This window comes from Corynebacterium sp. (assembly GCF_030530965.1).
Taxonomy (GTDB): domain Bacteria; phylum Actinomycetota; class Actinomycetes; order Mycobacteriales; family Mycobacteriaceae; genus Corynebacterium.
Map to the genome: position 1 here is coordinate 1 of NZ_JAUMTY010000067.1, position 6,986 is coordinate 6,986.

6 protein-coding genes are annotated in these 6,986 nt (G+C 59.0%); 4 read left to right on the top strand and 2 right to left on the bottom strand.

Annotated features, from left to right (window positions below; translation table 11 throughout):
- Positions 1 to 392 (bottom strand): AMP-binding protein (locus Q3981_RS09645; protein WP_303125710.1); only part of this gene is annotated, 392 nt, incomplete at its 3' end.
- A 239-nt stretch (positions 393 to 631) separates the two neighbouring features.
- Between Q3981_RS09645 and malQ the strand changes: the two genes are divergently transcribed.
- On the top strand, positions 632 to 2,869 hold the full coding sequence (gene malQ, locus Q3981_RS09650) for a 4-alpha-glucanotransferase (RefSeq protein ID WP_303125713.1): 2,238 nt from the start codon (positions 632 to 634) through the stop codon (positions 2,867 to 2,869).
- 102 nt (positions 2,870 to 2,971) lie between these two features.
- Here malQ and Q3981_RS09655 read toward each other — a convergent pair whose 3' ends face one another.
- Entirely contained in the window at positions 2,972 to 3,301 is a 330-nt protein-coding gene (locus tag Q3981_RS09655; RefSeq protein ID WP_303125715.1) for a hypothetical protein, read from the bottom strand.
- Between the two features lie 145 nt (positions 3,302 to 3,446).
- Between Q3981_RS09655 and Q3981_RS09660 the strand changes: the two genes are divergently transcribed.
- The 3 genes from Q3981_RS09660 to Q3981_RS09670 form a co-directional block, all read left to right on the top strand.
- Complete coding sequence (locus Q3981_RS09660) at positions 3,447 to 4,502, top strand: squalene/phytoene synthase family protein (RefSeq protein WP_303125717.1); 1,056 nt, start codon at positions 3,447 to 3,449, stop codon at positions 4,500 to 4,502.
- A 166-nt stretch (positions 4,503 to 4,668) separates the two neighbouring features.
- Entirely contained in the window at positions 4,669 to 6,042 is a 1,374-nt protein-coding gene (locus Q3981_RS09665; protein ID WP_303125719.1) for a MalY/PatB family protein, read from the top strand.
- A 30-nt stretch (positions 6,043 to 6,072) separates the two neighbouring features.
- On the top strand, positions 6,073 to 6,986 hold a 914-nt coding region (locus Q3981_RS09670), incomplete at its 3' end, for an ABC transporter substrate-binding protein (RefSeq protein ID WP_303125722.1).

Genomic DNA, 6,986 nt, shown 5'->3' on the forward strand with positions numbered 1-6,986 from the left:
AGTTCGGTGTGCTCACGAGTTTCCGTAATCGCGAAAACGGTTCCTGAATCCTCAATAATCCACTGAATCTGGCTTGCCGACGACGAACCATAAATCGGAACCGTCACCGCCCCCGCAGCCCAAATGGCGAAGTCCATGACCGTCCACTCGTATCGTGTTTCCGACAGCAAGGCGACACGATCGCCATGCTCGACCCCGTTGGCAATAAGCCCCTTGGCCACAGCCATGACCTCGGCAATGAACTCTTCCGACGTCACGCTGACCCACTCGAAATTCTTGGGGCGAGTGAATAACGCCAGCTTGGGGCGTCGTTTATTGTTATCCAGAACTGCGGTCAAACAGGTTTCATTCTCACCCACTGAGTAGAGAGCCTTGGTCGAGCTTTCTTGCATTGTTCATTAACCTCCGAGTACCTGGCTGTGTGACCTACGCTACTTTTATGATTGGTGAATAATCTACGCTATTCCTCCCACTCAATGTGGGGGATCAAATAATTAATGCTATCCCCCACCACATCCGGGCCACCACCACCCCCACAAGCAGCACTCATTTTCCCGACGGCTGCAGCATGACCCCCGCTACGTCCCTACGCGAGCCTGTTCAGACATCATCTTTCTGCAAGAATGGCCCCGTGACCTACTCAGAAAAACTCCGCTCCCTCAGCGCACATTGTGGCGTTGCAACGTCCTATACCGACTATCGCGGCTCCCACGTGGACGTCGCCGACGAAACACTCGAGAACACCCTGCACGCCCTTGGCCTGAGTTTTTCCCACGACGACGCCGGCATCGATGCAGCTAGCGAATACTTTTACACCAAAGAAGCCACCCGCTCCCTTCCCCCCACTGTTATCGGAGTCGAAGGCGAAGATGTCACCTTCCCCGTTCACGTTATCGACGGCGAACCTGTGGACGTCTGGGTAGTCACCGAAGACGGTGACCGCTATGACTGTCACCAAATTGAGGATCTCACCCCCGCGAGGCACGTCGATTATCCCGTGGACCACGCTGGGGAGCCGCTTACGGGCAATGAACTCGACGCGGGCGCGGACGGGGCAGGCGCGGCTCCTCATGCTTCTGGCGCGGCAACCTACGGTCAGGCGTCATTTACCGTCCCGAAAGACCTGCCACTGGGATGGCACACCATTTATGCCTCCTCCCCCACACGCGGCCAGGCAGAAACGACGCTCATTATTACGCCCGCGCGGCTTTCCGCCGCCGACGACCTCGTCGCTCATCCCCAAGCGGGTTTGATGGCGCAACTGTATTCAGTTCGCGATTCCGGGTCCTGGGGAATCGGGGATTTCTACACCTTGGGCACGCTCGCCCGCCATGCCGCAGAGCAGGGGAGCTCGTTTATCCTCACTAACCCACTTCACGCTGCGGAACCCGTTCCGCCGGTGGAGGATTCGCCGTATCTCCCCACGACGCGTCGCTATATCAACCCGATCTATATTCGTCCCGGCGCGATCCCCGAGGCCGACCACCTCCCCGACGACGCCGCCGAAGCACTGCAGGAACGGGGACGTCGTCATTACCCAGAGAACACGTCGTCGGCCTATATCAACCGGAACCCTATTTACGCCGACAAGTTGCTGAGCTTGAAAGACATTTACGACGTCGAACGGTCGGCGACGCGGCAACACGCGTTCGATGCTTTCGTCGAACATGAGGGCGAGGGTCTCACCCACTTTGCGCAATGGTGCGCTGACCAGGCAGAACCGTGGTGGCGTGAGAAGCTCGGTCATGGCGAGAACGACGATTCGTTCCCGCCGCGCTACTATTGGGTCGGCTTTTACCAGTGGCTCCAGTGGATCGTCGATGAGCAGCTGGAAGCAGCCGATGTGACCGCACGTGATAGCGGAATGAGTCTCGGGCTGATGGCTGATCTTGCGGTAGGAGTCCACCCGGGTGGATCAGATGCGGAAGCACTGGCCCCCTACCTAGCGCCGGATTGTTCGGTAGGCGCACCGCCCGATGGGTATAACCAAATGGGCCAGGACTGGTCCCAACCCCCGTGGCACCCGTGGAAGCTAGCCGAAGCAGGATATCGCCCGTGGCGTGACTTGTTGCGCACTGTCCTCCGTCACGCCGGAGGCATCCGAGTTGACCACATCCTGGGTCTCTTCCGCCTGTGGTGGATACACCGCCCCGCACCTGGAGAGGCAGCTGATCCCCGCGCCGGGACGTACGTGAACTACGACCACGCGGCGATGGTGGGCATTCTCGCGCTCGAGGCGGAACGCGCAGGTGCCGTCGTTGTTGGTGAAGATCTCGGCACATTCGAGCCGTGGGTTCAAGATTATTTGCAATCGCGCGGCATTATGGGCACGTCGATTCTCTGGTTCGAAAATGACAACGATGCGCCGCGTCACTCCGAGAATTATCGACGCTTGTGCTTGGCGTCGGTGACGACCCATGATTTGCCGCCGACCGCCGGATACTTGGATGGCGAGCACGTGACGCTGCGCCAGAAGCTGGGAATTTTGACGTCGGATCCGGAAGAAGAGGATGCGAACGACCTGGAGTGGCAGAACCGCGTTCTCGACACGGTGCGCGAGCATGGTGATTTCGACGGGACTCCCGCCGACGTGTCCTACGAGGGGCTGGCGCGCGATGAACGGCCAGATTCGTCGGCCATTATTGCTGGGCTTCACAAGTTCCTGGCGGAGTCGCCCGCTGCGCTGACCTGCACGAGTTTGGTGGACATTGTTCACGATCGGCGGGTCCAGAACCAGCCGGGAACCACGGCGGATATCTATCCCAACTGGAGGGTTCCGTTGTGCGATGCGGATGGGAATGCAGTGGTGCTGGAGGACCTATTTAGGTCCGATGAGTGGGCGCAGTCCTATTTCCACTCGCGGCGGTGAGTCGCACTGAAGACGGTGACGCGCACTAGAAATGCGCCACGAGGTAGGCGACCACGATAACCGCGATGAGGAGAAAGAGGAAGTTTCTCACCTGGGAATTCTTCACGAGTCCTCCTTCCCATCATCGCCGTCCGCTGTCAGGTTGCGATCGTTAATTGCATTCTCGATCGGTATACCGACCTTATCAACAAGGTGAAGAACGGCCCACGCCACACCCATCGACACCACAACGACAATCGGTATGACGATGGGGGCTTGGCCCCACACGGATAACGAGATTATCCATTGCTCTGCCGAATTCCATGCGTCCACAATGGATTGAGATAACGACAAAGGGGCCGAGGAAACGAGCGCGGTGCCGTGTATAGCGGTGCTGTGTAGGTCCGCCGATGCTGCACCGGATAAAGCTAAGACATCAGGGTGGATCACCATGGCACGATCCCCGCTCCTCCTCGATACAGTTGCTTGGGTTGAGGGCCCTCGTTATGCGGACGTTTTCGGACGGCTCCCATTATGCACGCCTTCGACGCCCGGTAAGGCCTCAAGCCTCCTGCCATAAACGTGATTGAATGGTTCTATGACTTCGGAGCCGCCTACCGAACCGTCGAAGGATACGACGGCCCTCGACGACCGCGCGGAAAACGGCCACGCAGAGGACAACCATTCCCCCGCCGCGGGTGACGATGCTCGGGCTCGTCTCTACGCTTCCACGGCTGAACTCTACGATCGTGTGGCGGCTCGCTTGTCGTCCCGACTCATAGGCTCGTATTCAACCTCATTTACCTTGTCGACGCGTCTGCTTGGCCCACGAGTTCGGCAGGATATCCACAATCTCTACGGAATTGTCCGCGTGGCCGATGAGGTTGTCGACGGCGCAGCAGGCGGCCATGGTCTTCCCCCAGAACGTATTCGGGACGTCCTCAACGACTATGAACAACGCGTTCGCGAAGGTTGCGCCACCGGGTTTTCGACCGATCCAATCATTCACGCGTTCGCCGGCACAGCGCGGTCATGCGACATCAAAAACAACTATTTAGCTGCGTTTTTCGAATCGATGCGCGCCGATATTCCCGCGTCGCCCTCCATCACCCACCAAGCACCCCAGTCCACAACGGTGTACGACGCCGAGACCCGCGACACCTACATTTATGGTTCAGCGGAAGTCATTGGCCTCATGTGCCTGTCGATTTTCTTGCGCGACGAAACGCCATCTCCCGCCGACCGTCGGACGATGGAACAGGGTGCTCGCCATCTCGGGGCAGCGTTTCAAAAAATTAATTTCCTTAGGGATTATGCGGCGGACAAGGACGGCCTGAACCGCGATTACGTCGCGCACGGGCAACCCCTCAATGACGAGACCAAAGACTCTTTCCTGACTGAGATCTACCGCGATTTATCTATCGCTCACCAGGCTATTCCTCTCCTGCCCACAAGCTCGCGACTCGGCGTACGCGCTGCATATGCACTCTTTTTGAAGCTTGCTCATTCTCTTGAGCACACACCGGCTCAAAAGGTGACGTCCTCCAGGATCCGCGTGGGGAATGCCACCAAAGTTCTTACGACGGCGCAATCCGTGGTGGCCGGAGAAACTCGCCGCTTCCGCACACGCCATCGCCACGGTACCAATTCTTGAGGCTCCTCTCGTCTTCTCAACGCAACCTGCATCGCCGTGGTCAGCGTCGGCAATAATGACTCGACTCCACGAAGGGCGAGGCCCAGAGGGATAGGTTAGAGCGGAACTGCCCAGGTCATCCCCCTGAATATGTTCCATGTCACCGATAACGACTATCCTTGCTGCCATGCCTGGCCACGATTTTTCCACCCTCTCGATAGAGGAACTGCGTGCCCGCGGAACAAGGAAGTGGACTCATTTTCCTCCCGACGTGCTGCCCGTCTGGATCGCGGAATCCGACTTTGATACCTGCCCGGCCGTGATCGACGCGGTTAACGCGGGTGTTCGTCGGCAATACTTCGGTTATCCACCCGAACTCCCCGAGCTCGGGGAAGCCCTCAGTTCGTGGTGCCACGACGCATATGGATGGGACGTTGATCCGACTGCCATCGTAGGCGTGCCCGACGTGGTTCGAGGTCTTCGGCTGGCCATCACACATTTCACAGATCCGGGTAGCCCCATCGTCATCCCTACCCCTGCATATATGCCATTTTTCGCACTGCTGGAGGTATGCGACCAGCCTGGAGTGTTCGTCCCCATGGTCCAGGACACCGCGACCGGCCGCTGGGTGTTCGACCTCGACGGTCTGGAGCGGGCATTCGCGAATGGTGCTGGCAGCATGATCCTGTGCAACCCGCACAACCCCTTGGGCACCGCTTTTACTGCCGACGAACTTCGCGCGGTGACTGACCTTGCAGCCCGCTATGACGTGCGCGTTTTCTCCGACGAAATCCACGGGCCGCTGGTTTATGACCGCCCGCATATCCCGACGGCGAGCGTGTCCGAGACCGCTGCGCGCGTGACGATCACCGCCACGGCTACCTCAAAGGGGTGGAACACGGCCGGCTTGAAATGCGCGCAGCTGATTTTCACGAATCCCGCCGATAAATATGTGTGGGATACGCGCATTAACTTCCTGGATAAGGAGGGTGTATCGACGCTCGGCCAGCTGGCAGCGATCGGGGCGTACACGAATGGCCGGGAATGGCTCCGGGAGGAAATTGAATACCTCCGCGACAACAAGAACCTCCTTGTCGAGGCTCTTAACCGGATTCCGAACGTGCGGACCACTAACCCAGAAGCAACGTTCTTGCTGTGGGTGGACATGACCGATGTGGTCATTCCCGCTGTGCCGAAGCAGGCGCGAGATGGCGAGGACGACGACACCGCCGACGAGGGAATAACGTTCGGCGAAAGCATCCGCCGGGGTGGCCTCAACCCCGAACAATGGCTGGTCAAACACGCGAAGTTAGCACCTAATGACGGTGCTGCTTTCGCTGCTCCGCCCTCTGAATCTACACAGGGGAACAAGGCACAGGAGAACGACAACGAGCCCCAACCGCTCCCCCACGGATTCGGATGCATTCGGATCAATTTCGCAACCTCGCGCGACATCTGTGAAATGATTGCCACTACGTTGACCCAGCTCTTCGGCTCCACCGAGGATCCGAATGGCGCACCACGTCACGCCACACCAACCGGTGTCCCAGAGGCTCACTAACCACCAACGCTAACCATCCACGAATCACCCATGGTCGGACTTTTCACAGCACGTACGTCGACAACCTCGGCGTCGAAGCGTCGGAAATTGCATCACCTCGCCACAGTCACGGCAACAACCACGGTGGCGGCCCTCTCACTGTTCCTCGGCGGGTGCAGCGCGGGCCACACAGCGGTTCAAACTGGACGCGTCGCCTCCGACGACTCCGCCGTCATCGCGCTGACGGCAGCCCCCGCCACCCTTGACTTCACAAAATCCGGCGGCGCGGCGATACCCCAAGCGTTGATCGGGAATGTGTACGAAGGCCTGGTCCGAATATCGTCCCAAGGCGATATCGAACCCCAGCTGGCGACGTCGTGGGAACTCTCCCCGGACCGCACCACCTACACCTTTCACCTGCGGAAAGGGGTGCATTTTTCTAACGGCGACGAGTTCACCGCCGACACCGCCAAGTTCAGCATCGACCAAGTGAAGTCGGACGCGTGGACCAACGGGCTCAAAGCGGGGATGAAGCCGGTGACGCGCACGCAGGCCGTCGATAAATACACGTTGGCCGTCACGCTCTCCGCGCCCAGTAATGGCTGGCTGTGGTCCATGGGCACGCTCATTGGGGCACAGATGACACCCCGTGGCGTCGACAATTTAGCCACTAAACCCGTCGGGACCGGTCCTTTTACCGTCGACGAGTACAAAGTCGGCCGATTCCTCACCTTGACGGCGAACAAGTCATATTGGGGTCAGCAACCGGCCACCCGCCATGTGGCATTGCGCTATATGACAGATTCCACCGCGACAGCGAATGCGCTCCGATCGGGTGACGTCGACGCGATTGTCGGGATGGATGCCCCGGAGATGGTCTCGTCCTTCCGCGAGAACAACCGGTATGCCGTCGATGTTGGTACGACCACCGGCAAAGTGTTGCTGACCATGAACAATAAGCGTGC

Bases quoted from the DNA above. Each gene is read 5' to 3' on its own strand.
- Q3981_RS09655 (WP_303125715.1), bottom strand. From the start codon at position 3,301: ATGGTGATCCACCCTGATGTCTTAGCTTTATCCGGTGCAGCATCGGCG.
- Q3981_RS09660 (WP_303125717.1), top strand. From the start codon at position 3,447: ATGACTTCGGAGCCGCCTACCGAACCGTCGAAGGATACGACGGCCCTC.
- Q3981_RS09665 (WP_303125719.1), top strand. From the start codon at position 4,669: ATGCCTGGCCACGATTTTTCCACCCTCTCGATAGAGGAACTGCGTGCC.